This is a genomic window from Yersinia sp. KBS0713 (genome assembly GCF_005937895.2).
Lineage (GTDB): Bacteria > Pseudomonadota > Gammaproteobacteria > Enterobacterales > Enterobacteriaceae > Yersinia > Yersinia bercovieri.
The window spans coordinates 34,659-58,500 of the sequence record NZ_CP042173.1 but is presented as its reverse complement, the minus strand read 5'-3'; the positions used below and the strand labels follow the sequence as shown (position 1 = coordinate 58,500).

Genomic DNA, 23,842 nt, shown 5'->3' with positions numbered 1-23,842 from the left:
ACCTGACGCGCTCTAATTGGCATTCTACCTGAGCGCTTCCCTTTTTTTTACGTTTACTATTAATAGCTTAATCTATGCAAACTTCATTTTCACCCGCGACGCGTTTAGGCTCACGGGCGCTTTTATTTCCGCTGTGCCTGGTATTATTCGAATTTGCCGCTTATATCGCCAACGATATGATTCAGCCCGGAATGCTGGCGGTAGTCGCCGATTTTAATGCCAGTGTTGAGTGGGTTCCGACCTCCATGACCGCCTATCTGGCGGGTGGGATGTTTCTGCAATGGCTGCTGGGGCCACTGTCAGACCGCCGTGGGCGTCGTCCGGTGATGCTGGTCGGCGTGGCGTTTTTTGTGGTCACCTGCCTTGCCATTTTGCTGGTCAATACTATTGAGCAGTTTATCGCCATGCGCTTCCTGCAAGGGATCGGCTTATGCTTTATTGGCGCAGTCGGTTACGCCACGATTCAGGAGTCATTCGAGGAGGCGGTGTGTATCAAAATCACCGCGCTGATGGCAAATGTGGCCCTGATTGCCCCGCTACTTGGCCCCTTGGCCGGTGCTGCGCTGATTCACGTCGCGCCATGGCAGTGGATGTTTGTGCTGTTCGCGGCACTCGGCGCTATTTCATTTGTTGGCTTGTGGCGAGCCATGCCGGAAACCGCATCGCGAAAAGGTGAGAAATTGTCAGTAGCGGCGATGTGGAGCGACTATAAGCAAGTGCTCGCTAACCGCCGTTTTCTGTGTGGTGCGCTGGCATTGGGCTTTGCCAGCCTGCCATTGCTGGCGTGGATTGCTCAATCACCAGTTATTTTGATCAGCGGCGAGCGGCTATCCACAGTCGAATATGGTGTGCTACAGGTGCCAATTTTTGGCGCGCTGATTGTGGGTAACCTGACACTGGCGAGATTGAGCGGCAAAACCAGCATTCCACGGCTAATCCGCTACGGCGCTGGCCCAATGATAATTGGGCTGCTGATTGCCGCCGGTTCCACACTCTACTCATCCCATGCTTATCTATGGATGACCGCAGGGTTGAGCCTGTATGCCTTTGGTATTGGTCTGGCGAATGCTGGTTTGGTGCGGCTGACACTGTTTGCCAGTGATATCAGCAAAGGGACGGTCTCTGCGGCCATGGGGATGATCAGTATGATGGTCTTCACCTTCGGCATTGAATTTGCCAAATTGGCTTACCTGTGGGGCAACAGCGGCATCTTCAATTTATTCAATTTGATCAGTGGCTTGATTTGGCTGGGCTTGGTGATGATATTTATTCGCCGCCAGCCGGAGAGAGTCGCGGCAGAGTAATGCCCCCGGCATCCCCCCCTCGAAACACCTGGTATCCCGAGGGGGTAGCCGCTTTTTATCGCCCATCCGCCGCCAATCGCACCACCCTATCCGGCAACTCACCGAGAATAAAGTCATTAATGATGCTGTCAAAATCCTTATCACTAATGAAACCAAGCTCCTGGCATAGTGCGCCTCGAAATCACCCGGCCAAGAGTTGACGATTTTTTCAATCAACGGGTCTTGCTGCACTTTAATCCGATCCGCTACTGCATCCCCGGCGATACGCCGCAAGGCATCAATCATCTGCTGCACCTTGATGGATAGGCCCGGCAGGTTAATCACCCGCCCGGACTTCAGCTGGCTGGCGCTCAGTTGATGGCCGAGGATCAGGTTGTTAATCGCCATTTTCGGCGATAGCAACCACAGCGGCGTTTGTAGGCCAACCGGGCAAATCACCTCGATACCTTGCAGCGGCTCGCGGATAATGCCGCTGGCAAAACTGGAGGCGGCGCGGTTCGGTTTACCGGGGCGCACCACAATGGTGGGCATCCGCAGGCTGCGGCCATCAATAAATCCCCGACGGCTATAATCGGCCAGCAAGAGGTCATTTAGGGCTTTTTGTGTGCCGTAGGAGCTTTGGGGCGACCACACTTGTTCGTCTGGCACCACAGTCGGTAATGCCCCGCCAAACACGGCTACCGAACTGGTGATAATGACTTTTGGGCAGTGACCTAACTGGCGCGCCTGCTCAAATAAGTTGCGGGTCGCATCGAAGTTGACGCGCATTCCCAGATCAAAATCCTCCTCGGCCTGACTGGAGACAATCGCCGCCAGATGAAAAACCGTGTCGACCTGCCGATCAAAAACCGTGGCTAGCCATTGGGTATCAGATTAACATTTTGATTGAAGCGCTCAACCCGCAGGTGAAACCCCACTATCTGTTCTCCAGCCAATATCAGACCCAAGAGCTGTTGTCGCTCATTGACCGTGGCAATGTATTTATGCAGTTGGATTTGTTCCACGCGCAATGGGTGGACGGCAATTTAACCCAGCTCATTGAGCATTTCGCCGGGCGCTATGCCCACATCCAGATAGCCTCGGTTCCCCATCGCCATGAACCCGATGACGGGGAGATAAACTACCCCTATCTATTTGATTTTCTGGATAAGGTTGGCTATCAAGGCTGGATTGGTTGTGAATATCACCCCAAAACCGACACGCTGGCGGGATTGGGGTGGATCAAGCAATATCTCAATTCATCGACGAAAACAGCCCACTGTCGCGCAGTAAATGGTCATTGCCCCGACGGCGGGTAAATCCGCTGCGGTCAAAGAATTCAAGGATTTGAATCGCCAGCTTGCGGCCCACACCTAATCTGTCGCGGAAGTCCGCAGCGCAGGCGCTGCCCTGAGTGGCGTCCAACTCACGGACCAAATCCGCGAACTGCTCAATACGCTGGCTCAGATAGTAGCGATCCGGCACGATTGCCGTGATATGACCCAACTGCGCCGCTTTGCGCAGTAATCTGCGCATATCGCCCTCATCCATATGCAGCTGGGCCGCTAAATCACGTACCCACCACGGCGAATCCGCAAAATAGGGGGCGACTTGCTGCCACTGCGCCTGTTCCTGCTCGGTAAACCCCAGCCCGTGCGCCGGCAGATGCAGCCAGCCACGGCTGTTTTTTAACTCCCCTTGCGCCAGCATGTGGTCAATCAGCCGAAAAACCAGCCCTTCATCTAGCGTCGGCAAGGCCATGCGCCGCAAGCGCGCGCGCCCTAGCCCCAACTGATCGCCATGCTGCTGATGATAGAGGCACAATACATGCAGCAGGGTTTGCTGCGCCTGCTGAGCATGGGGTTGTGACAGCACGATATCACCGGCGACCACACTCTCACTCCCCGCCAGTAGGGCCGCCATATCAGGTTCAGCCAACTGGCGCGCCCAACTGAAACCGCGCAAAGAGACCGGCCCTTGCGCCAGATGTAAATCCAGCACCTCGCGGTCAGTGTTGGCCTGCGCCAGCGCCGTTAACCAGGCTAAATAGGCCGGTTGCCGTTTACCGCGTTTCGGCACTGACAGATGAATCACCCGCGCGCCGCCTAAGGTTCTCTTCGCCGCGATATCCCGCAGAATAAGGCGGTCATTTTCGGTCAGCCACAGCGGGCTATCCAGCAGCAGCTCAGCCAGAATCAATGGGCGTGTATGGTCGCTGGAGATGCTATTGTCACTGGCGATGTTATTGGCAGAGAGATCGTCGGGGGATGAAGGGCTAGTCAGCAGCGAAAAACGCCCGGTAATGTGGCTGGCAGCATGGTGTAGATGCAGCGGCTGCCAGTGTTGTATCGGCGCATCGGCATCGACGGCAACCAGCACCCGATCCACCGCCGCCGGTGGTTGCTGCGCTAATAGCCAGTCGCCGCGATTGATCTGCCCTTTGCTAATATCACCGCTGATATTCAGGGCAATACGTTGGCCCGCCAGCGCCTGTTGCGTATCTTGATTTTGGGCATGAATACCCCGCACCCGCACCGGGCAATCACTGCCAGTGAGCCATAGCGTATCGCCCACGGCCACTCTGCCCGCCAGTGCCGTGCCAGTGACCACCAAACCGGCCCCTTTCACGCTAAATGCCCGGTCGATAGCGAGGCGAAAACGCCGCTGTAACCGATTATGCACTTTATCTTGCTGATGACATTGCGCCAGATGCTCGCGCAATTCACTGATGCCACGATCGACCGTGGCGGCGGTCACAAACAGGGTCACTTGCTCTGGCGACCAGCCTTGCGTAGTCAACTCCGCCATCACCTGCTGATGTACCTGCGCGATGCGCTCATCATCAACGCGATCCGCTTTAGTCAACGCGACGGTGAGTGTTGGGCGACCGGTGAGCCGTAAAATCGCCAGATGCTCGCGAGTTTGCGCCATCACACCATCATCACACGCCACCACCAGCAAGGCATGATCAATACCGCCCACGCCCGCCAGCATATTGGCTAAAAACTTCTCGTGACCGGGGACATCAATAAATCCAAGAGTGGGGCCGTCAGGCTGCGGCCAATAGGCATAGCCGAGATCAATGGTCATCCCGCGCTGTTTTTCTTCCGGTAAGCGGTCAGCATCAACCCCGGTAATCGCCTGTAAAAGAGTGGTTTTACCATGGTCGACATGGCCTGCTGTAGCAATAATCATGGTGCCAATTCCCTGAGCAACGCGGTTTCATCCTCCAAACAGCGCAAATCTAGCCATAAGCGCCCATCAGCCACACGGCCAATCACCGGTTTAGCCAACTCACGCCAGCGCGCTGTTAGTGCTTCCAGCGTGCGCCCACTGCCATCGTTAGGGGTAAAGGTTACGGCCCAACTCGGTAAGCGGTCAACGGGTAATGAGCCGCTACCGATTTGCGACAAACATGGCTCCACCGCCAGGGTAAAATCAGCACCATAGCGATCACTCAGTGCCGCCAGCAGCCGCTGCGCACTCTCGGCGATAGCTTCTGCCGGACGGGTCAATAGCCGCATCGTGGGCAGCAGATCAGGGAGCCTGTCCGGTTGTTGATAGAGGCGCAAGGTGGCATCCAGCGCGGCGAGCGTCATTTTGTCGACCCGCAGTGCTCGCTTGAGCGGATGCTGCTGTAAGCGCTCAATCCACTGTTTTTTGCCGAGGATAATCCCCGCCTGTGGCCCGCCTAGCAATTTGTCGCCGGAGAAAGTAACCAAATCCACCCCGGCGGCAATCAACTGCTGTGGCATCGGTTCGGCGGGTAAGCCATAACGGGTCATGTCCACCAGCGAGCCACTGCCGAGATCGGTGGCGGTCGGAATAGCAAACTCCTGCCCCAACGCCACCAGTTGCGGCTCGGCAACAGCGGCGGTGAAGCCAGCTATGCTGTAGTTGCTGGTATGCACTTTCATCAGCAAGCCAGTTTGCTCATTGATGGCTTGCCGGTAATCTTTTAGGTGGGTGCGGTTGGTGGTGCCCACTTCCACCAGTTCACAGCCCGCCTGGCGCATCACATCAGGGATGCGAAACGCGCCGCCGATCTCCACCAGCTCACCCCGTGAAACCACCACTTGTTTGCCCGTCGCCATCACCGTCAGCATCAACAGCACCGCCGCCGCATTGTTATTGACGATGCAGGCATCTTCCGCGCCCGTCAGTTCGCAGAGCAGATCAGCTACTGCGCGATCACGATGGCCACGGCCCGCGCCGCTGAGGGAGTATTCAAGGGTGACCGCGCCGCGCATGGCATCATTCACCGCTGCAATGGCAGATTCCGCCAGTGCCGCACGACCTAAATTGGTGTGCAGTACCGTGCCGGAGAGGTTAAAGACGGGTTTTAACGCGGGCTGACGTTGATTCAGCCGCTGACGTAAGGCCGCAGGCCAGTCCGTGCACCAATCAGCCAGTGCTTGAAACTGGCTAATGTGCTCACGGGCTTCGCACTGCATCTGGCGTAGCGTGTCGGTCAACAGCGCGGGGCCATACTCTGCCAGTAACGGGGCCATGGCTGGCTCCCGTAATAGGCGGTCAATGGCCGGTAACTGGCTATAAAGATGGTGTGGTTCAGTGCTCATAGTCACACAGGTCGCCAAATCTGGGGAATACCTTATTCTCCGGGAAACACAAACGGATTGATACTGCTGCGCGCGAAACCCTCGCCTTCCATCTTGGCGTCGAGGATCAACGAGGCCAGATCATCCGCCACCGCTTCTACCTGCGGGTCTTTTTCCTGATACAGGATTTTCAGGTAAGTGCCGCAATCACCGCAACTTTCCGCTTTTACCGCTGCATTTTCGCTATCTAGCGACCAGTAGTTCAAATCGCGGGTCTGTTCGCAGTTGCTGCACTTAATCCGCACCACATGCCACTCGCTTTCGCACAAATTACAGTGCAAATAGCGCAGGCCATTGTTGGTGCCGATATGCACCACACTGGAGACCGGAATACTGCCGCATACCGGACAGAATTGGCGATGCTCACCATATTCCGCGCGGGCTTTGCCTGGGATTTGGCTGGCCATCTGCGCCCAGTACAATGATAGCGCAGCCCAGATAAAGGGCGCTTTTTCGCTGCCGATCTGCGCAAATTCGCGATTTAACAGCGCATCGGCGTAGAGTTCAAGCTCATGGACTGACGCCTTCTCCAGATTATCCAGCACCGCCAGAATATGATCCGGCGCATCCGGGCGCAGCTCGGCAATCAGCGCGGAGAGTAGCTTGCGCCAATGTTCGGTGCGCGGAAAGAGACTCAAATCCAGTGGCGGTTTGCCGCTGGCAGCAGACTGTTCCAGCTCAGCTTTCATGTCCAACACCAGCGGATGGTCATGCAGCGCCTTTTGCTGCGCTTGGGTAATTTTGGCCGCGAAATCCAGATAATCTGACAGCGGGTTATCCAGCGCCAACTGCTGTAAACGTTCGGTGCGCCGGGTATACAGGCTTTTTAAATTCGCGAAAAGTAACGGCGGGATATTCCCCGCCGTTGTGCCTTTTTCGCGCTGTTGCCCAAGTTGATCTTTAGGGACAATGCGAATACTCATCAGGGTTTCTCTTCCTGTTTTTTCTGAAGTTGCCGTTTGGCATTCACCTCACGATACCAGCGCGGATGGTGCTTTTTCGCCCAAGCTGCCGGTACCCAACCTTCTACCATCGCGGTAATGGTGCCCTTCACCCACAGCGCGGCGTAGATATGCACCATAATCACGAGAATCAGCCCCACAGCCGCCAGCGAGTGCACCAGCAGCGCCAGACGAATCAGCGGGATGGGGAAAGAGGGCGCAAAGTAAGGCCGCCAAATCACCACACCACTGGCCAGCAGCAGTAGCAGACTAATAATAGCAGCCCAGAATACGCATTTCTGCCCAAAATTATAGCGCCCAGTATCGCCCACTTCCTCATTCATGGCGATTTTATGGATATTTTTAGCCCACTCCAGGTCTTCCTTGTTAATCAGATTATGTTTCCAGTAGCGGAAGAACATGATTAGGAAGGCGGCGAACATAATCACCCCGGCGAAGGGGTGAAGAATGCGCGCCAGCTGTGGTGTACCAAAAATATTCATCAGCCAGTTAAAGGACGGGAAGAAGAATCCCAACCCACTGATCGCCGCCAACATAAAGCAGAAGGCTACTATCCAGTGGTTGATACGCTCCGGCGCACTGTAGCGCTGGATCCGTTTCTCTTTTTTCATTTCCGCGTCTCCCCGTCGTCTGAGTGCTCAGCGGTGGTGGCCTCTGGTGCCCTGTCGGTGGTCTCGGATGGTGTGGCGTCCGGCTTATCGCCCTCCTCCTCCTCTTCCTCAACCCGATTCGGGCCGACCCCCACATAGTGGAAGATACTGGCGGCAAAGGTGGCCGCAAAGCCAATTGCTGCCAGCGGTTTCCAGATGCCCTTCCAGAAAGTGATAGTCGGGCTGATGGTTGGGTTGTCCGGCAGGCCATGATAGAGCTGGGGCTTATCCGCGTGATGCAGTACATACATCACGTGAGTGCCGCCAACACCCGCAGGGTCATATAACCCGGCATTATCGAAGCCACGGGTTTTCAGCTCCGCGACACGGCCAGCCGCCACCTCTTTCATCGACTCTTTGGTGCCAAAGTGAATCGCGCCAGTTGGGCAGGTTTTCACACAGGCCGGCTCCTGGCCGACACCCACACGGTCGACACACAGGGTACATTTGTACACCCGATTGTCATCTTTGTTCATCCGCGGCACATCGAACGGGCAACCGGCGATGCAGTAGCCACAACCGATACAGTGTTCTGACTGGAAATCGACGATACCATTCGCATATTGAATGATAGCCCCTTCCGACGGACATGCCTTCAGGCAGCCCGGATCAGCACAATGCATGCAGCCATCCTTACGGATCAGCCACTCCAGCTTGCCGCTCTCTTCATCTTCGATTTCAGAAAAGCGCATCACCGTCCATGATTTGGCAGTCAAATCGGCGGGGTTATCGTATACCCCGACGTTATGGCCCACTTCATCACGGATATCGTTCCACTCCGAGCACGCCACCTGACAGGCTTTACAGCCGATACAGGTGGTGACGTCGATAAGCTTCGCCACCTCTTCCTGATGGTTACGATCCTGTGGCGGCGGCGTAAGGGAGTTGGTGCCGGAGCGCCGGATAATGTCTTGAGTTTGCAGTGACATAGGTTCTCTCCGTTACACCTTTTCCACATTGACCAGGAACGCCTTGAACTCTGGCGTTTGCGTATTGGCATCACCGACAAATGGCGTCAGTGTGTTCGCCAGGAAGCCTTTTTTCGCGACACCCTCGAATCCCCAGTGAATCGGGATACCAATGGTGTCCACCTCTTGCCCGTGGACATTCAGTGTGCGAATACGTTTGGTCACCACCGCCTTGGCCTTGATATAGCCTCGGTTAGAGCTGACTTTCACGGTATCTCCCTGCTTGATGCCCTTCTTCGCAGCCAGTTTTTCACCAATTTCCACAAACTGTTCCGGCTGGGCAATGGCATTGAGCAGCGCATGTTTGGTCCAGTAGTGGAAATGCTCGGTCAAACGATAGGTGGTGCCGACATATGGGAATTGCTCATGAGAACCCATCGCGGCCAAATCGTCTTTAAAGACGCGGGCGGCCGGGTTGGATATCACATTCGGATGCAGCGGGTTAGTCCCCAGCGGCGTTTCGAATGGCTCATAGTGCTCAGGGAACGGCCCTTCCGCCATTTTGTCGATGGCAAACAGGCGACCCATCCCTTCAGGCTGCATGATAAATGGCCCGACATCACTACCCGGTGCGGCGGCGCTGTAGTCGGGGATATCAATCCCGGTCCACTTGGCCCCATCCCACTCCAGCAACTGGCGTTTCGGGTCCCAAGGTTTGCCTTGCGGGTCAGCGGAAGCACGGTTGTACAGAATGCGGCGGTTAAGCGGCCATGCCCACGCCCAGCCCAGCGTATTGCCAAGGCCTGATGGGTCGGCGTTATCGCGACGTGCCATCTGGTTACCGGCTGGTGTCCAGCTACCGGCAAAGATCCAGCAACCGCTGGCGGTGGTGCCGTCATCACGCAGGTGCGCGAAGGTGCTGAGTTGCTCACCTTTTTTGACCAGCACTTTGCCGTCAGCATCGGTGATATCCGCCAGTGCACGACCATTACTCTCCTGCGCCACCTCTTCTGGCTCCGGATTGTCGGGGGTCAGGTAATCCCAGGTCATATTGAGCACCTGTTCTGGCACCGCGCCACCTTCCCGGCTATATCTCTCACGTAGACGCATAAAGATACCCGCCAGAATTGCGCCATCATTCAGCGCCTGTCCCGGCGCATCCGCGCCTTTCCAGTGCCATTGCAACCAGCGGCTAGAGTTCACAATCGAGCCGTTCTCTTCAGCGAAGCAGCTAGATGGCAGACGGAACACTTCTGTTTGAATTTTCGATGGATCAACATCGTTAAATTCACCGTGGTTTTGCCAGAAGTTCGCGGTTTCCGTATTGAGCGGATCAATAGTGACCAGGAATTTCAGTTTCGACAGTGAGGCGACCACTTTGTTTTTGTTCGGGAATGACGCCAGCGGGTTAAAGCCCTGGCAGATATAGCCATTCACTTTGCCCTGCGACATCATTTCGAAATACTGCAAGACGTCGTAGCCTTTATCCCACTTCGGCAACCAGTCATAACCCCAGCCGTTCTCTTTCTGGGCTTTATCGCCGTAGAAACTTTTCATCAAACTGACGAAGAATTTCGGATAATTGCTCCAGTAGTTAACCTGGCCCGGCAGCAGGGTTTTCGGCGTATTAGCCTTCAGATAGGTCTCAATATCTGGCTGCTTTTCTGACGGCAGATTCAGGTAACCCGGCAAGCTTTGTGACAGCAAACCAAGGTCGGTTAACCCCTGAATGTTGGAGTGACCACGCAAGGCGTTAATGCCGCCGCCCGCCATCCCCATATTGCCCAACAGCAGCTGAATCATCGCCATGGTGCGGATGTTCTGCGCGCCGACTGAGTGCTGTGTCCAGCCCAGGGCATACAGGAAGGTGGCGGTTTTGTCGGATACACTGGTTTCCGCGAGATATTCGCAAACCTGCAAGAAATCTTCTTTCGGCGTGCCGCAAATATTGGCTACCACATCCGGCGTATAGCGGCTGACATGCTGTTTCAGCAGGTTCCACACGCAGCGCGGGTCTTGCAGGGTGGTGTCCCGTTTGGCAAAGCCGTTCTCATCCAACTGATAGTTCCAGCTGGTTTTGTCATATTTGCGGGTTTCGGCGTCATAACCACTGAACAAACCGTCGTCGAAGGCAAAGTCTTCCCGCACCAGCAAGCTGGCGTTGGTGTATGCTTCGACGTATTCGCGATTAATTTTTTCGTGGGTCATCAGGTACAACAATACGCCGGACAGGAACGCAATATCAGTACCGGAACGGATTGGCGTATAGAAATCAGCCACCGAAGCAGTACGAGTAAAGCGCGGGTCTATCACCAGCAGCTTGGCATTGTTGTGGATTTTGGCTTCCATCGCCCAGCGGAATCCCACCGGATGCGCTTCTGCCGCATTACCGCCCATGACGATAATCAAATTCGCGTTCTTAATGTCAACCCAGTGGTTGGTCATCGCACCGCGACCAAATGTTGGAGCAAGACTTGCTACCGTTGGTCCGTGTCAGACACGTGCTTGGTTGTCTACGGCAAGCATGCCGAGAGCGCGACTAAATTTCTGGGTCAAATAACCCGTTTCGTTACTGGAGGCGGAAGCACACAGCATCCCGGTGCTCAGCCAACGGTTGACGGTCACACCCGCGTCGTTGGTCTTAATGAAATTCGCATCCCGATCCTCTTTCATCAACTTGGCAATGCGATCAAAGGCATCATCCCAAGTGATTCGCTGCCATTTATCCGAACCTGGCGCGCGGTATTCCGGGTATTTCAGGCGGCTTTCGCTGTGGATGAAATCCACCAGCCCGGCCCCTTTCGGGCAAAGTGCACCACGGTTGACCGGATGATCCGGGTCCCCTTCGATATGGAAAATACTCTCTTTAGCATTTTTCGCGCCGTCGCCGAGGCTATACATCAACAGCCCACAACCGACAGAGCAATATGTGCAGGTATTCCGCGTTTCACGGGCACGCAGCAATTTATAATTGCGTGTTTCCGCCAGCGCCACTGACGGCGCAAAGCCGAGTGCCGCGACCGTGGTTCCCGCCATACCGCCAGCGCAGATCTTAAAGAACTGCCTTCTGCTGACCTGCATGGGTCTCTCCTTCATTCATTGTCACATTGTTGAAATTTAAAATTCAGTTCGCGCTTCCCACAACAAAACGGGAGGCGCTAAAATCGCTGATGCGATATCACGCTTTGCAGTGTGGGATACATTTCTAATATAACGATACATAGCCACACTATTCTTAATGTGAATGTTACCACATTGTGATTATGGGTTATAACTTTCAGGACCGCATAGTGAGCCAGATCAAACCTTCAGAAAATGACCTCTCCACCGAAATCTGCGGTGCTAGACAGCTTAACGTGCTACAGCGTCATCAAATGGCTGCGCCACAATTGGATTGGCTGGCAGAAGAGGTGCCGGTAGCACTGGTCTACAATGGTATTTCTCATGTGGTAATGATGGCAACCCCTAAGGATTTGGAAGCTTTCGCGCTGGGTTTTTCGCTGTCGGAAGGCATTATTAGTGCGCCACAAGAGATTTATGCCATTGATGTCGCCCCCGGCTGTAACGGCATAGAAGTTAACATTGAGTTATCAAGCCGCCGCTTTGCCGGCCTGAAAGAGCGCCGCCGCGCAATGGCTGGCCGTACTGGTTGTGGTGTCTGCGGTATCGAACAACTGGACGATATCTTCCGCCCGATCTCCCCGCTCCCCTTTACCCAAACCTTTAATTTGAACCAGCTGGACCACGCCCTCGCGCAACTTAAACAGGTGCAAACCGTGGGTCAGTTGACGGGATGTACCCATGCTGCCGCGTGGATCAATCCACAGGGTGAATTATTGGGTGGCTGCGAAGATGTGGGCCGCCATGTCGCGCTGGATAAGCTGCTGGGAATTCGGGCCAAACAGCCGTGGCAACAAGGCGCGGTGCTGGTCTCCAGCCGAGCCAGCTATGAGATGGTGCAGAAAACCGCCATGTGTGGCGCAGAAATTTTATTTGCTGTTTCAGCTGCAACAACCTTAGCGGTTGAAGTCGCCGAGCGCTGCAATTTGACCCTGGTGGGCTTCAGTAAACCGGGTAGAGCCACGGTGTATACTCATCCGCAGCGAATTAGCGCGTAGAAAGACCACATAGTTAGTACGGCATTGATAATCATTTTCAATATCATTTAATTAACTATAATGATCCGAACGCTTACGCGGTGCTTACTTTTCTTGCGCCGCCCTACACCTACGGAGACGATGATTATGAGTTACTCACTGCCATCCCTGCCTTATGCTTATGACGCCTTAGAACCACACTTCGATAAGCAGACGATGGAAATCCATCACACCAAACACCACCAAACCTATGTTAACAATGCAAATACGGTGTTGGAGAGCTTCCCTGAGCTGGCTAAATTCAGCGTTGAAGAGCTGATCCAGGATCTGGACAAAGTCCCAGCTGAAAAACGCACCTTTATGCGTAACAATGCCGGCGGCCATGCTAACCACAGCTTGTTCTGGAAGGGTCTGAAACTGGGCACCACCCTGACAGGTGACCTGAAAGCCGCTATTGAGCGCGATTTCGGTGACTTTGAGAAATTCCAAGCCACATTTGAGCAAGCTGCTGCCACCCGCTTCGGTTCAGGCTGGGCCTGGCTGGTACTGAAAGCTGACGGTAAACTGGCGGTGGTTTCTACCGCGAACCAAGATAGCCCGCTGATGGGTGAAGCCGTTGCTGGCGCGTCAGGTTTCCCCATTGTGGGCCTGGATGTGTGGGAACACGCTTACTACCTGAAATTCCAAAACCGCCGCCCAGACTACATCAAAGCATTCTGGAACGTGGTTAACTGGGACGAAGCAGCAGCACGTTTCGCTCAAGCCAAGTAATTAACCAGTACCACGTAAACCTGCCTTAAACCGCACGTTTCCGGGACTAAATCGATGCCAGCAAGATCCCTCTTGCTGGCATTTTTATTGCTCATTTTACTGTTAAAGTTTAGCCAATTCCTGCCGATAGATTGTACAAGAGGGACACTGACATTTATGGCATGAATCTATGAGTCATGGCCCCATAAATGTCGCCACAAAAACGTTAGGGAGAGCACTCTTGCCAAGGCTACCCCACGTCCAGCGCCCCTTCACTCCTCTAATAATTAGACCTACCCCATTCACCTACGCTGATTGATTTGCAGCAAAGACACCGCATAACGGAGATAACATGGCAGCATTGAGCAAAGTTTTTGGTAACTTTGAAAACGTGAAAGTCGGTAAAAAGCTGGGATTAAGCTTTTTCCTGATGTTGTTGTTGGTTGGGATCATCGCAGGAACCACCGCCTATCATTTCTCCGTCATTGAAGAGCACGCTTACAAAGTCGACCTAAGCTACAAAATTAACGATGAAGCCAATCAGGCAAAATATAATCGTGCGTTATATGAGCGCACTTATGATCTGAAATACATCCAAGAAAACTCGCAGCACATCAACAATATAAAAAATCTGCTGACCCAGAGCGAAGGGCTTAGCTGGTCGGAAGATAACCGCAAAACGATAGGCAGCATTGCCGATGTGGTAGACGAATACCTGCAACAGCAGAGTAATTTCGTCAATGCAGTGGCGCATAAAGATGATGTGCGCAAAAGCTGGAATATCTCCGAAACACAGAAGAATCTCAACGAGTTACAGCAAAGTTTGCTCAATGAGGGTGCAGACACCAATACGCAAATTCTGCTCGCTGAGATGAACCAGAAGCTGATGACCGTGCGCTATAACGCGCGGGGCTTGTTACTGGATCGCAATCAGGAGGCCGAGTCGTCGCTCATTACCTCAATCAATATCGCCAACAGTGCAGCCAATGCATTTATGCCTGTGTTATCGCCGGATCAACAAAAATTATTAGCCCCGGTTATCACCAGTCTGGGCAGCTATAAAGAGAACGTGTTGGCCTATCTACCGGCTTATCAGCAAGAGCTGGAAGTGGGTAAGGTGATGGAAACCAATGCCAATGAGTTGAATAAGCTGGCAACTCATCTGTTCACCCAAGAGCTGCAAGGCACTCACGACGAGATCAATAATGCGCAATTGCAGTTAGCCATTGCCGCCATTGCCGCCCTGCTGTTTGGTTTGCTAATTTCATGGCGCATGACCCGTCAAATTACGGTGCCATTACGCACCACACTGGCGATGGCAGAGCGCATCGCCACCGGTGATCTAACGGCGGCGACCACCTCCAATCGTACTGATGAGTTGGGCCTGCTGATGAATGCCGTAGCGCGGATGAATGAAAACCTGCGCGCCATGATTGATGAGATCCGCATTGGCGTCAGTCAGGTGTCCCATGCCTCCGGCGAAATTGCGGCGGGTAATACCGATCTATCCTCCCGCACTGAGGAGCAAGCCGCTGCCGTAGAAGAGACCGCCGCCAGTATGGAGCAGTTGAATGCTACGGTTAAGCAGAATGCCGATAATGCCCATCACGCCAATCAGTTAGCAACCGAAGCATCACAAACTGCGCAACAGGGTGGCAAGCTGGTTAGTGATGTGGTGCGCACCATGAATGATATCTCCGGCAGCTCTAAACGGATTTCTGAAATCACCTCAGTGATTAACAGCATTGCGTTCCAGACCAATATTTTGGCGCTGAATGCCGCCGTTGAAGCCGCCCGCGCCGGTGAGCAAGGCCGTGGCTTTGCGGTGGTCGCCAGTGAAGTGCGCAATCTGGCACAGCGCAGTGCGCAAGCCGCGAAAGAGATTGAGGGGCTGATTGGCGAATCTGTCTCCCAAGTGAACGCCGGAACCTCGCTGGTGCAAAACGCCGGTCAGACGATGGAAGAGATCGTCCGCTCAGTGACCCATGTGCGCGATATCATGGCAGAAATTGCCTCGGCATCTGATGAGCAAAGCCGTGGCATCACGCAAGTCAGCCAGGCGATCTCCGAGATGGATAGCACCACGCAGCAAAATGCCGCCCTGGTGGAGGAGTCTGCCGCCGCCGCTGATTCACTGGCGGAACAAGCTATCTTACTGGCGCAAGCGGTCGCGGTGTTCCGACTCTCCGACGCGGAGACCCATACCGCTCAAGGGAATATCCCCGCACCAGCCACGAAAAATAGTGCATCAACACCACGCCCTGGCCCAAATATCAGTCGCGCCAATCAGCAAGATAATTGGGAAACGTTCTGATTATCCACTAAGCCCAGTGATAGAGCAGGAGTAGTCAATACGGTTATTCCTGCTCATTTCTTCGTCTCCATCGTGCTATCAAAATCTCTTTTGCAGCTCAGCAATCAGGCAGGTATTCTGGCTCTCCCTTCCGAACGCAGACAAGGAGAGCAGATGAAGCATCCACAGGTTTATATCGGTAAAATCGAGCCTTATCACGGCAGTTCCCCGAGCGCCATTGGTAAACGTCAGGTGGTTGGCGGGATCATGCTCACACCACTAGGATTGGAGGGGGATGAGCAAGCGGAAAAACGCTTTCACGGTGGCCCGGACCGCGCGCTATGTCATTACCCACGGGAGCATTATGCTCACTGGGCGCAGCAGTTTCCGCAGCAAGCAGAGATCTTCTCGCCACCGGCCTACGGCGAAAATATCTCCACCCTCGGTATGACCGAACAGAGTGTCTATATGGGGGATATTTACCGCTGGGGTGAGGCCATAATTCAGGTCACTCAACCCCGCTCCCCTTGCTACAAGCTCAACTTCCATTTTGCTATCGAGGATATGTCGGTGCTGATGCAGCAAACCGGCTACTGCGGCTGGTTGTACCGCGTGATCTCAGCCGGTAAAGTCAGCGAAAGTCATCCGCTGGAGCTGTTAGCACGCAGCAGTGATATTTCAGTCGCCGAGGCCATTGGTATCGCCTGGCACATGCCGTTTGATGAAGAGCAGTATCACCGTCTGCTGGCCGTTGCCGGATTATCCGCCAGTTGGAGTAAAACCATGTTGACGCGCATTGGTGAAGGGAAAATTGAGGATTTTAATCGGCGTTTGCTGGGGAGGAGTTAGGTGACAAGGCGCAGTTAACAGTTAAACACAGCAGATCTTCTCGACAAACTTGACCGTATCTCAATTGAGATACAAAATAGAATTATTGATGAGGAGGCTAAAATGGCTACACATACCACAATGTTGCATGTCCGTATTGATGATGACGTCAAAAAACAGGCTGCGGCTGCGCTCAATGCAATGGGTCTTTCAGTTTCTGATGCTGTACGTTTATTTTTGAATCGCATCGTCACTGATCAGGCATTTCCATTCGAATTGAAAGTACCAAATTCCCAAACACGTGCGGCCATGCTGGAAGCAGAAGAGATTGTTCGCACTCGCGACGCACGCTTTACCACTTCTGATGAGTTATTTATTGAACTTGAAAAAGACAACAGTAAGTAAGCGAACGACAGTGCCAAGGACGGCAGATTATACGAAAAACTTCCTTAAAGACTGGGAGAACTTTCGGGAATGTCATATTGGCGTGGACTTTTTACTCATCTACAAATTAAGTCATCACAGTAAAATAAGCCAAATTGTCTTTGTTCGTGCCGGAACACACTCAGAACTATTTGATTGAGTATTTTCACAAAAAACCGGGTGGCGGCAATGCCACCTACCCGGATATATTCGACGCGGTGATCAGAACGCTTTTTTAGCGTAACCGGTCACTTCTTTTAGGCCCATTTCGCGGCCTAATGCTGTCATTGGGTGTACCACAATGATGCCGCGTACCGCTTTCTTCAAAGTGCCCATATCTGCCTGCTCTTTCTTGGTAATCGCACGGCTGAACGGCAGTTGAGCCAATTTCTGGGCTTCGGCGCTCAGATTTTTGACCCGCACTTCTTTCAGGCGCTGGATCTCAGCGGCCATTTTCTCTTTCTCTTTCATATGCTGTGCGATTAAATCCACATTGCCCTGCTGGATAACAGCTGGGTCTTTGTGGTTCATCGCATCCAGCATATCGCTTAGACGTTTGATCTCTGCATGTTCTTTCATAGTATTGGCCCGTACATGCCACGATGGGCACGATATTTCGCTAAAGTTGGAGATAGGATAGCACTGATTGTGCATCAATATAGATAGTGTATCAGGATGCTGGCCTTTCAGCAGCAAGCCACTGCATTCCCGCTGGCAGGCCACTGATTTCACACGCCACCGCCCCCAGCCTCGCCAATGCCTCGGTATAGCGATTGTTGAACGGATAACAGCATGAGAGGCGAAAGGCGTTACGATAGCGACCACTGGGTGAATAGAGTGTCCCCGGTGTCAGGCAGATCTGTTCTTTCAGCATTTGATGAAACAGCGCGACTGTATCGACGCTCTCAGGGAATTCAACCCAGAATACAAATCCCCCCGCCGGTTGAGTCACTTTGGTGCCTTGTGGGAAGTAGAGCGTAATCAACTGCTGGGCTTGCTGTACCTGGTGAGCATAGCGGCGGCGCAAGCTGCGCAGGTGGTGATCATAGCCGCCAGACTCAAGGAACAGCGCCAGCGTTTCCGACAATAGTGCCGATTCCGCCATTGAGGAGACCGCCTTTAGCTTGTGCAGGGCTTCGGCGAAGCGGCCGCCGTCAATCCAGCCGATGCGGAAATCTGGCGCCAGTGTTTTGGTAAAACTGGAGCAAAACAGCACCCAACCATCGCTATCAAAAGCTTTTACCGCCGGGGACAAGGTGGAGCCAAATTGAATTTCGGCATATAACCCATCTTCAATCAAGGGCACTTGATGATCGTTCATCAGCTGCGCCAGCCGCTTTTTGGCCGCCAATGGCATGGTATAGCCCAATGGATTTTGCACCGTGGGCATGGCTATCAGTGCATTCAACCGCCCCTCCTTAAGCAGCAACTCCAGCACATCCAACGATAAGCCCTGCTGCGGATCAGTTGGAATCTCCACCGCTTTCAAGCCGAGACTTGCCAGCAGTGGCATCAGGTAGAAATAGGTCGGCGACTCCAGCCCGACGCAATCCCCCGGTTTGGTGGTGATCCGCAGCGCCAGTTGCAGTGCCTCCATACAACCATGGGTAATGGTGATATCTACCGGATTGGCCAGCATCCCCAGAGTCATGGCGCGGCGAGCAATCTGCTGGCGCAGGCGTTGGCTGCCGGGGGGCAGAGCGTATTGGCTGATTAATTGCGGCTCACGGCGCAGTAACGAGGCCATAATGCGCCCCAATTTCGCGCTCGGATAAAAATCTGCCGTCTGCGGGCAGGCTAGCGAAATATTGGTAAAGCGCGGGTTTTGTTGCGCGGCAAAAACGGTATCAATCAAATCCAGCACTTCGTCTACCGGCTTACCCACCGTGGCCGTCGGCACCACGGCGGTCGAGGGGCTACAGACATAGAATCCCGACTGCGGACGCGCCTCAATCAGACCGCGATCTTCCAGTGTGCGATACGCCGCCACCACTGTATTGATGCTCACCTGATGGCTCTGGGCGTAACCGCGTACCGATGGCAGACGGCTACCCGCCAGCAAACTGCCGTTTTTAATGGCTTGCGCCATATTGTCTGCCACCTGCAAGTAGCGAATTTCATTCATAACAAGGGACATGGTGACAGTTCTCCGCAGGATCAATGGGTACAGTTCGGACGTAGTTAAACTGTACCCATAACAATAGATAACTTCTGCTTCTGACGCCATCACGGATTGATGTTTATGCTAAATCTCTTGGCCGCAGGCTTTTTTTAAAAATAAGAAAACAGAGGATAAGTCCATGTTGGATAGCGCTTTTATCAGTTACGTCACCGTCATGTCGATCACCCCCGGCCCGAACAATCTATTGTTGGCCGCATCTGGCGTTAACTTTGGTTTGCGCCGCACCTTACCGATGATGTTGGGCATTACCTTTGGTTGTGCATTGCAATGCGCATTAATGACCACACTGCTGGCCTTGATCCTCAGTTGGGTGGGCGTGATTCGCCTGCCGCTAGTGACATTAGGGTGCGGCTACTTATTGTGGTTATCGTGGAAGATTTATCATGCCGGTAGCCCTAATGCCAAAGATGGCGGGCAGCCGATGGGCTTTGCTCAGGGGGCACTGTTTCAGGCCATCAATCCGAAAGCATGGTTGATGGCAATGAATGTCGCCATCTTATTCACCCCACGCGAAGGCGCGACACTCAGCCACACCTTGCTGATTGTCAGCGGTTTTGCGCTATTAAATCTACCTTGTGTCGCCGTCTGGGCCGTGATGGGCGATCAATTGCGCCATGCGCTGCGGGTGAATTGGAAATTGCGGCTATTCAATGGCGTGATGGGTGGGTTGATGGCAATCACCGCACTGTGGCTGTTGCTGGATGAGTGGCTTAGCGTATTGCGCTAATTTAGGCGTGGCCGAGGGGGGAAAGCTTGGAAACTTGTTTCAGACTGATGCGGGAGAGCAGTTCAGTGATCGACAGCACCATAGTTGAGCGCACCATTTGCTGATAGCGCTGACGCTGCATGGCAATTAACGAGGCGTCTGCTTCATCGGGGCGCAAAAAAGTGGGGACGGGAGGCAGCTCCGCGACACAATGTAACTCACCAAATGGCCCGAGGATTTCGTCGTCAGTAAAGCGATACTCGGTGCCATCGTGGTTGAGCTCTTCACGGAGCGCCATCAATAACTCAGCATCTTCATATTCATGACGCGTAATCACACCCAAGGCATAAACCAGTTTTAACCGCACCGATAACTCACCCAGCGGCCCATCCCCGACCAGCAGCGGCTCCACGGCATATTTCACCGCATAATCATCTTTACGAAAAACCTGCACCACGAGAATATTCAGCGCTTCTGCCAATAATTCAACAGCGGCCATCAGGAAACTCCGAACCGTCTTTCCGGCGTTCAGATGTTCCAGTACCCGATTCTCAAATGCCTGTGTTTTTTCAATCATCGTTTGTCACTGGGGTGGTTGGTGAATGCTAAATGCGTAATCATTGGCCTGATAGTGGTAACAGAGTGGCAGTGATACCAGGCCAATGCTGAGGATCAGTGCGCCAGCTTATCCTGCATGGCGTTATACACATTCACCGCCTGTTCGACAACCTCGCTATCTGCAGGCAAGTCTGAAATTTGCGCTAACGCAGCTTTCGGCCCTAATTTCGCCAGTAACTCAACCAATTCCTGTGCTTGTGGGTCTTGCTCACTGCGATAGCTCATGGCCGCGGCGATGCCGGTGACCAGGTTATCGTGCGGCAATTGATACTCCAACGTCCCCAGCAACGGCTTGATCAAACGATCGCCTGCGCTCAGTTTACGCAGTGGCTGACGGCCAACGCGCTCAACATCGTCGTGTAGGTAAGGGTTTTCAAAACGGGAGAGAATTTTGTTGATATAAGCGGCATGTTTTTCTGGATCAAAAGCATAGCGCTTAATCAGCACCGCGCCGCTCTCCTCCATTGCGCCTTTCACTGTCTGGCGCACCGCAGGGTCCAGAATCGCATCGCGGATGGTCTGGTGACCAGCAAGCTGACCTAAGTAGGCGGTAATGGCGTGACCGGTATTGAGGGTGAAGAGTTTACGCTCCACAAACGCCATCAGATTATCAGTCAACTCCATGCCGGCGATCTCTGGCGGCTGCCCTTTAAACTGGGTGCCATCGACAATCCACTCGCTAAAGGTCTCGACCGTCACCGCCAGAATATCGGTGCTGCCCGCCTCTGATGGCGGCACAATGCGGTCAACTGCAGAGTCGACGAAACCGACGTGTTGCTCAACCCACGCCTGCTCACTCTCCGGCAGAGCGGCAAAAACATGCTGTTTTAACTGACTGGTGCCACGCACCATATTTTCACAGGCAATAATATTCAGCGGGCGGGTGTTACCTTGTTGATGGCGGGCAATCAACCCCTGCGCCACAGTACCGGCGATGCGGGCCAAAATTTGTGGGCCAACAGCGGTGGTGACAATATCGGCCTGCGCAATCAGTGCCACCACTTCTGGGCTACCACTGTTTACTGCGCTGACATTTTTGACTTCTTCTACTCGCGCCTGCTCGCCAACCACGTTGACCTGATAACTTTTGCGCTGATTCAACTCATCCAGCAGCGGCTGGTTAACATCAGCGAAAGTCAGTTGCGCGCCAGCATCAGCAAGAAGTTTGCCGATAAAGCCTCGGCCAATGTTACCTGCGCCAAAATGTAATGCTCTCATATTCGTTACCTTTTTTTGCTGTAAAAGGGCCGTTTACTCCCAACGGCCCGATTCAGTTATTACGGGTTTACTTCTTACCGCCAAGTAAATCCAACACCTCTTGCACGCTGGTGGTTTTGCTTAAGCGCTCAATCACCGACTCATCGTCCAGCGCGTTTGTCAGGCTGGTAATCACTTGAATATGCTCGTTATTACGGGCGGCGATACCAATCACCAAACGGGCCACTTCATCCTCTTCATCACCAAAGCGCACGCCGTCAGGGTATTGGCAGAACACCACACCGGTTTTCAGCACACGGTCTTTAGCTTCAATGGTTCCATGAGGTACGGCAATAGATTCGCCCAGATAGGTGGAGGTCAGTTTTTCACGTTCCAACATCGCCTCAACATATTCCGGCTCGACATAACCACCTTTCACCAACTGCTCACCGGCGAAACGGATCGCTTGCTCTTTGGTCGTCGCATGTTGATTGAGGAAGATATTTTCTGCACCCAAGCGGAACAGATTAGCTTCAGTGGCTTCAAAGCTATCGTCCAGTGTTTCAATCACTTTCTGAGTGGTCGCTGTCGCAATACCAGCTTCCACCAAACGGGTTGTCAGATTGCTGTACAGCTGGCTGTCGAGGAAGTTAGTCAACGAGATATGTTGTGCCTGCGGTGCATGACGCATCGCCCGCTCGGTCAAATCACGGTGCGTGATAACCAGATCCACATCATCCGGCAGGTTATTGATGGCGCAGTTTGTCACGGAGATATGTTTCAGACCCGCGTCTTGTACTTTTTTACGCAACACACCGGCCCCCATGGCACTGGAACCCATACCGGCATCACAGGCAACGATGATTTTACGCACGGTGCTTAAGTCGCCCGCCGCGGCAGCAGCATTCGCCGCTTGCGCACCTTTGGACTGCGCTTTCATATCTTGCATACGGCGAGTAGCATCTTCCAGGCTATCTTCTTCGTCGTCTTTCACTTTAGAGGTTTTCAGCAGGATAGCGGAAACCGCGAAGGAGACAGCAAACGCCGCTGCAACCGCCGCAATGTTGGCAAAATAGGCACCTTTCGGGGTCATCGCCAATACCGCCAGAATAGAACCAGGAGAAGCCGGTGACACCAGACCGCCATTCAGCAGGGTCAGGGTGAACACGCCTGTCATACCGCCCAGAATCACCGCCAGCAATAAGCGTGGATTCATCAGCACGTATGGGAAATAGATTTCGTGAATACCACCGAAGAAGTGGATGATAGCCGCGCCGCCAGCAGATTGCTTAGCATTGCCTTTACCGAAGAACATGTAGGCCATCAACACACCCAAACCTGGACCTGGGTTCGCTTCGATCAGGAAGAAGATAGACTTACCGGTTTCAGTTGCCTGCTGGATGCCCAGTGGTGAGAAGATACCGTGGTTAATCGCGTTATTCAGGAACAGGATTTTTGCAGGTTCAACAAAGATCGAGGCTAATGGCAGCAGGTTGTTCTGCACCATGATATGCACGCCAGCAGCCAGGACTTTAGACAGGATTTCCACCAGTGGGCCAATCGCCATAAAGGCCAGAATCGCCAACAGCATACCGATGATACCGGCTGAGAAGTTGTTAACCAGCATCTCAAAGCCGCTTTTGATTTTGCCATCTACCCAGCGGTCAAAGCGCTTGATGGCCCAGCCACCCAGTGGGCCTGCAATCATCGCACCGAGGAACATTGGCATATCCGCACCAACGATCACCCCCATGGTGGTGATAGCCCCCACTACGCCACCACGATCGCCACCCACCAAACGACCACCGGTAAAACCGATCAGCAGTGGCAACAGGTAGGTGATCATTGGGCCAACCAGTTTGGCTAGCGTCTCATTTGGCAGCCAGCCGGTAGGAATAAACAGTGCGGTGATAATACCCCAGGCGATAAATGCACCAATATTGGGCATAACCATATTACTGAGGAAGCGGCCAAAATTTTGAATTCTGACCTTTGCGTCTGGTGAAAACATAAAACACCCCTATTGGTACGCGCTATCAATAAGAGCGCGGTATAATTGTTTTGTTGAGGCAGTTCTGCAAAACCCGCCGATGCTATCGAATGCAAACACGCTGTATGCAAAACAAACTCTAGCACGCTCCTTTACTCACGCGTAGCTCACGGCATTTATGTGACACAAATCACATTAACTACCCTGCAATGGGGGGCTATTTATTGATTGAGATCACATTATTGAGCTGTAATAAAGTCACGCTGGAGAATTTTTAAGCTAAAAACTCGATTAAGAGTGACATTAGTCACACTTTACATGGCTTGGTTTATTTTG

Annotated in this window: 19 protein-coding genes and 2 pseudogenes; 9 read left to right on the top strand and 12 right to left on the bottom strand. The window is 53.3% G+C overall.

The features are described 5' to 3' along the window. Positions 1 to 74 precede the first annotated feature (74 nt). Positions 75 to 1,304 (top strand): MFS transporter, encoded by a 1,230-nt coding sequence (locus FFE93_RS00250; RefSeq protein WP_138774656.1) that lies wholly within the window; start codon positions 75 to 77, stop codon positions 1,302 to 1,304. Positions 1,305 to 1,359: 55 nt separating this feature from the next. Here FFE93_RS00250 and denD read toward each other — a convergent pair. Beyond that, a pseudogene (denD, locus tag FFE93_RS00245) lies at positions 1,360 to 2,156 on the bottom strand (D-erythronate dehydrogenase); the annotation flags it as partial. A 14-nt stretch (positions 2,157 to 2,170) separates the two neighbouring features. Here denD and FFE93_RS00240 point away from each other — a divergent pair. After that, positions 2,171 to 2,602, top strand: a pseudogene (locus FFE93_RS00240) (TIM barrel protein); the annotation flags it as partial. Here FFE93_RS00240 and selB read toward each other — a convergent pair. From selB to fdnG, 6 genes are read right to left on the bottom strand one after another with little or no spacing between them, the layout of a single operon-like run. After that, positions 2,538 to 4,478, bottom strand: coding sequence for a selenocysteine-specific translation elongation factor (gene selB, locus FFE93_RS00235; RefSeq protein ID WP_054872288.1), 1,941 nt, complete (start codon positions 4,476 to 4,478; stop codon positions 2,538 to 2,540). The pseudogene FFE93_RS00240 and the gene selB sit on opposite strands and share 65 nt — an antisense overlap. After that, complete coding sequence (gene selA, locus FFE93_RS00230; RefSeq protein WP_057648027.1) at positions 4,475 to 5,863, bottom strand: L-seryl-tRNA(Sec) selenium transferase; 1,389 nt, start codon at positions 5,861 to 5,863, stop codon at positions 4,475 to 4,477. Before selA ends, selB begins: the two co-directional genes overlap by 4 nt. 32 nt (positions 5,864 to 5,895) lie before the next feature. Continuing rightward, complete coding sequence (fdhE, locus tag FFE93_RS00225) at positions 5,896 to 6,825, bottom strand: formate dehydrogenase accessory protein FdhE (RefSeq protein ID WP_005271637.1); 930 nt, start codon at positions 6,823 to 6,825, stop codon at positions 5,896 to 5,898. After that, complete coding sequence (fdoI, locus tag FFE93_RS00220) at positions 6,825 to 7,475, bottom strand: formate dehydrogenase cytochrome b556 subunit (RefSeq protein WP_032896728.1); 651 nt, start codon at positions 7,473 to 7,475, stop codon at positions 6,825 to 6,827. Before fdoI ends, fdhE begins: the two co-directional genes overlap by 1 nt. Continuing rightward, the gene (fdxH, locus tag FFE93_RS00215) at positions 7,472 to 8,443 is read right to left on the bottom strand and encodes a formate dehydrogenase subunit beta (RefSeq protein WP_005271636.1); all 972 of its coding nucleotides are present in this window, start codon (positions 8,441 to 8,443) and stop codon (positions 7,472 to 7,474) included. Before fdxH ends, fdoI begins: the two co-directional genes overlap by 4 nt. A gap of 12 nt (positions 8,444 to 8,455) precedes the next feature. Beyond that, the gene (fdnG, locus tag FFE93_RS00210) at positions 8,456 to 11,503 is read right to left on the bottom strand and encodes a formate dehydrogenase-N subunit alpha (RefSeq protein ID WP_099460522.1); all 3,048 of its coding nucleotides are present in this window, start codon (positions 11,501 to 11,503) and stop codon (positions 8,456 to 8,458) included. 182 nt (positions 11,504 to 11,685) lie between these two features. On the opposite strand from fdnG, the gene fdhD reads away from it, so the two are divergent. From fdhD to FFE93_RS00175, 6 genes are all read left to right on the top strand, one after another. Then, on the top strand, positions 11,686 to 12,540 hold the full coding sequence (fdhD, locus tag FFE93_RS00205; protein ID WP_172676373.1) for a formate dehydrogenase accessory sulfurtransferase FdhD: 855 nt from the start codon (positions 11,686 to 11,688) through the stop codon (positions 12,538 to 12,540). A 126-nt stretch (positions 12,541 to 12,666) separates the two neighbouring features. Further along, complete coding sequence (sodA, locus tag FFE93_RS00200) at positions 12,667 to 13,290, top strand: superoxide dismutase [Mn] (RefSeq protein ID WP_032896724.1); 624 nt, start codon at positions 12,667 to 12,669, stop codon at positions 13,288 to 13,290. 331 nt (positions 13,291 to 13,621) lie between these two features. Continuing rightward, positions 13,622 to 15,583 carry a methyl-accepting chemotaxis protein gene (locus FFE93_RS00190; protein WP_005271631.1) on the top strand — a complete coding sequence of 654 codons (1,962 nt, stop codon included), beginning with the start codon at positions 13,622 to 13,624 and terminating at the stop codon, positions 15,581 to 15,583. A 153-nt stretch (positions 15,584 to 15,736) separates the two neighbouring features. Beyond that, positions 15,737 to 16,411 carry a 6-hydroxyaminopurine reductase gene (yiiM, locus tag FFE93_RS00185; RefSeq protein WP_032896722.1) on the top strand — a complete coding sequence of 225 codons (675 nt, stop codon included), beginning with the start codon at positions 15,737 to 15,739 and terminating at the stop codon, positions 16,409 to 16,411. Between the two features lie 102 nt (positions 16,412 to 16,513). Beyond that, complete coding sequence (locus FFE93_RS00180) at positions 16,514 to 16,795, top strand: type II toxin-antitoxin system RelB/DinJ family antitoxin (protein ID WP_071984885.1); 282 nt, start codon at positions 16,514 to 16,516, stop codon at positions 16,793 to 16,795. After that, positions 16,755 to 16,973: a type II toxin-antitoxin system YafQ family toxin gene (locus FFE93_RS00175; protein WP_261369031.1), complete on the top strand. Its 219-nt coding sequence runs from the start codon at positions 16,755 to 16,757 to the stop codon at positions 16,971 to 16,973. The genes FFE93_RS00180 and FFE93_RS00175 overlap by 41 nt, the downstream gene beginning before the upstream one ends. 62 nt (positions 16,974 to 17,035) lie before the next feature. Here the strand turns inward: FFE93_RS00175 and FFE93_RS00170 are convergent, their stop codons facing one another. Further along, positions 17,036 to 17,392: a YibL family ribosome-associated protein gene (locus FFE93_RS00170; protein WP_005271620.1), complete on the bottom strand. Its 357-nt coding sequence runs from the start codon at positions 17,390 to 17,392 to the stop codon at positions 17,036 to 17,038. A 91-nt stretch (positions 17,393 to 17,483) separates the two neighbouring features. After that, a complete protein-coding gene (locus tag FFE93_RS00165) occupies positions 17,484 to 18,950 on the bottom strand; it encodes a PLP-dependent aminotransferase family protein (protein ID WP_138774653.1) in 1,467 nt (488 codons plus the stop codon). A 163-nt stretch (positions 18,951 to 19,113) separates the two neighbouring features. Here FFE93_RS00165 and FFE93_RS00160 point away from each other — a divergent pair, with 163 nt between their 5' ends. Next, entirely contained in the window at positions 19,114 to 19,722 is a 609-nt protein-coding gene (locus FFE93_RS00160) for a LysE family translocator (RefSeq protein ID WP_138774652.1), read from the top strand. Between the two features lies 1 nt (position 19,723). On the opposite strand, the gene FFE93_RS00155 is transcribed toward FFE93_RS00160, so the two are convergent. The 3 genes from FFE93_RS00155 to FFE93_RS00145 all read right to left on the bottom strand — a co-directional run bounded on the left by FFE93_RS00155 (position 19,724) and on the right by FFE93_RS00145 (position 23,527). Next, positions 19,724 to 20,278 (bottom strand): MltR family transcriptional regulator, encoded by a 555-nt coding sequence (locus FFE93_RS00155; protein ID WP_005186837.1) that lies wholly within the window; start codon positions 20,276 to 20,278, stop codon positions 19,724 to 19,726. Between the two features lie 95 nt (positions 20,279 to 20,373). Next, entirely contained in the window at positions 20,374 to 21,537 is a 1,164-nt protein-coding gene (locus tag FFE93_RS00150; RefSeq protein ID WP_054872284.1) for a mannitol-1-phosphate 5-dehydrogenase, read from the bottom strand. A gap of 67 nt (positions 21,538 to 21,604) precedes the next feature. Then, positions 21,605 to 23,527: a PTS mannitol transporter subunit IICBA gene (locus tag FFE93_RS00145; RefSeq protein ID WP_032896716.1), complete on the bottom strand. Its 1,923-nt coding sequence runs from the start codon at positions 23,525 to 23,527 to the stop codon at positions 21,605 to 21,607. Positions 23,528 to 23,842 lie beyond the last annotated feature (315 nt).

Bases quoted from the DNA above. Each gene is read 5' to 3' on its own strand.
- fdxH (WP_005271636.1), bottom strand. From the start codon at position 8,443: ATGTCACTGCAAACTCAAGACATTATCCGGCGCTCCGGCACCAACTCC.
- FFE93_RS00180 (WP_071984885.1), top strand. From the start codon at position 16,514: ATGGCTACACATACCACAATGTTGCATGTCCGTATTGATGATGACGTC.
- FFE93_RS00170 (WP_005271620.1), bottom strand. From the start codon at position 17,392: ATGAAAGAACATGCAGAGATCAAACGTCTAAGCGATATGCTGGATGCG.
- FFE93_RS00160 (WP_138774652.1), top strand. From the start codon at position 19,114: ATGTTGGATAGCGCTTTTATCAGTTACGTCACCGTCATGTCGATCACC.
- selA (WP_057648027.1), bottom strand. From the start codon at position 5,863: ATGAGCACTGAACCACACCATCTTTATAGCCAGTTACCGGCCATTGAC.
- yiiM (WP_032896722.1), top strand. From the start codon at position 15,737: ATGAAGCATCCACAGGTTTATATCGGTAAAATCGAGCCTTATCACGGC.
- sodA (WP_032896724.1), top strand. From the start codon at position 12,667: ATGAGTTACTCACTGCCATCCCTGCCTTATGCTTATGACGCCTTAGAA.
- FFE93_RS00190 (WP_005271631.1), top strand. From the start codon at position 13,622: ATGGCAGCATTGAGCAAAGTTTTTGGTAACTTTGAAAACGTGAAAGTC.
- selB (WP_054872288.1), bottom strand. From the start codon at position 4,478: ATGATTATTGCTACAGCAGGCCATGTCGACCATGGTAAAACCACTCTT.
- fdhE (WP_005271637.1), bottom strand. From the start codon at position 6,825: ATGAGTATTCGCATTGTCCCTAAAGATCAACTTGGGCAACAGCGCGAA.
- FFE93_RS00150 (WP_054872284.1), bottom strand. From the start codon at position 21,537: ATGAGAGCATTACATTTTGGCGCAGGTAACATTGGCCGAGGCTTTATC.
- FFE93_RS00155 (WP_005186837.1), bottom strand. From the start codon at position 20,278: ATGATTGAAAAAACACAGGCATTTGAGAATCGGGTACTGGAACATCTG.
- fdhD (WP_172676373.1), top strand. From the start codon at position 11,686: ATGGGTTATAACTTTCAGGACCGCATAGTGAGCCAGATCAAACCTTCA.
- FFE93_RS00250 (WP_138774656.1), top strand. From the start codon at position 75: ATGCAAACTTCATTTTCACCCGCGACGCGTTTAGGCTCACGGGCGCTT.
- FFE93_RS00175 (WP_261369031.1), top strand. From the start codon at position 16,755: ATGAGTTATTTATTGAACTTGAAAAAGACAACAGTAAGTAAGCGAACG.
- FFE93_RS00145 (WP_032896716.1), bottom strand. From the start codon at position 23,527: ATGTTTTCACCAGACGCAAAGGTCAGAATTCAAAATTTTGGCCGCTTC.
- fdoI (WP_032896728.1), bottom strand. From the start codon at position 7,475: ATGAAAAAAGAGAAACGGATCCAGCGCTACAGTGCGCCGGAGCGTATC.
- FFE93_RS00165 (WP_138774653.1), bottom strand. From the start codon at position 18,950: ATGTCCCTTGTTATGAATGAAATTCGCTACTTGCAGGTGGCAGACAAT.